This window comes from Actinoplanes sp. G11-F43 (assembly GCF_050589265.1).
Taxonomy (GTDB): domain Bacteria; phylum Actinomycetota; class Actinomycetes; order Mycobacteriales; family Micromonosporaceae; genus Actinoplanes.
Genome location: NZ_JBNZCE010000102.1, coordinates 1 through 1,263 on the forward strand (window position 1 = coordinate 1; position 1,263 = coordinate 1,263).

The window sequence follows — 1,263 nt, forward strand, 5'->3', positions numbered from 1 at the left end:
TCCGCCACAACAGCAGAAAGCCGCACCGATCCCTACAACTCCTCGGAATCGCTTGAAACGGTCAAACCTCTACCTTGCAAAGGCCCTGGGAGCAACTCCCAGCCTCGACGCGCGGATCCGCCAGTGAGAATGCACCTGCCCATGCCGAGAAACTGCGGCCGAAGCAGATGAAAAAGACGCATATTCTTCTGGTGGACCGCGTTTCCGTTCGGCGATTATTGGCACCCGGCAGCCGTGGGAAAAAGTTATCGAATGCCGGGACATGCTCACCGCGATCCGGACAGGAGTCTCCCGGAATGAAGCGCGGATCCATTTGGTGAATAGGTTGCCTCGAACGTCATCGAGTGTCAGCATCTTGCGCCCGTCACCCTCATCGAGGAGACAGATCCATACCCGACGGGGTGGAACCGGTACTGATGCTGAATCCGGTGCCGGTGCCGGTGCGGGTGCCGCTGCCGGTGCGGGTGCGGGTGCGGGTGCGGGTGCCGGTGCCGGTGCGGGTGCGGGTGCCGCTGCGGCTGGCGACTGACGGATCACCAGCGGTCGTCGGATCGCTGGCACCCGCCGGATCGGATCGGCGGGACGTGCTGCACGCGGTGCCGGCCGGGTTGCCGACGGTGTTGCTGGTGTGATCGGGCTCTTCGGTTGAGCGGAGTTTGTCGCAGGTCCAGCCCTCAGAAATGCCGTGGCCGCTGTCGGAGATCGCCGACGGTCCGCCGGAGGGCAAGGCATGCCGGCTGAAGCCACACGCTCTGCGGGCACCACACGCACTGCGGAAGCCGGAGAGGTCACGGAAGCCTCGGAAGCCGCACGCGGTTCAGAAACGGCAAGTGGCGCGGATACCGCACCCGACGCGGGCACCGCACACGGTGCAGAAACAGCAAATGGCGCAGGCACCGCACGCGACACGGGCACCGCACACGGTGCAGGAACAGCAAGTAGCGCAGGCACCGCACCCGACGCGGGCACCGCACACGATGCAGAAACAACAAGTGGCTCGGGCACCGCACCCGACGCGGGCACCTGACCCGGCGCGGGTGGAGGCTGTGGACTGGGCGATCGAGGCGGGACGGGAGCAGCCGAGGCCGCTACCGCCGACTGTCCGGAGCACGGCGCGGGAGATGCCTGGGCGCTGCCGACGTTGGCGGGCACACGCGACAGGGCACCGCTGTCCCCACGGCCGTTTCATGATCGATAGTGGCGGTGAGTGACGGTGCCTGCGTTGGCGTGTCGGATATGGACGAAGCTCCGTTGAGTCCAGGT

The 1,263-nt window shown here is 66.2% G+C and carries 1 protein-coding gene; it reads left to right on the top strand.

Going from position 1 to position 1,263, the window contains the following annotated elements; translation table 11 throughout:
* The first annotated feature begins 401 nt into the window (after positions 1-401).
* Positions 402-632 (top strand): hypothetical protein, encoded by a 231-nt coding sequence (locus ACQ0O7_RS45110; RefSeq protein WP_430792102.1) that lies wholly within the window; start codon positions 402-404, stop codon positions 630-632.
* Positions 633-1,263: the final 631 nt, after the last annotated feature.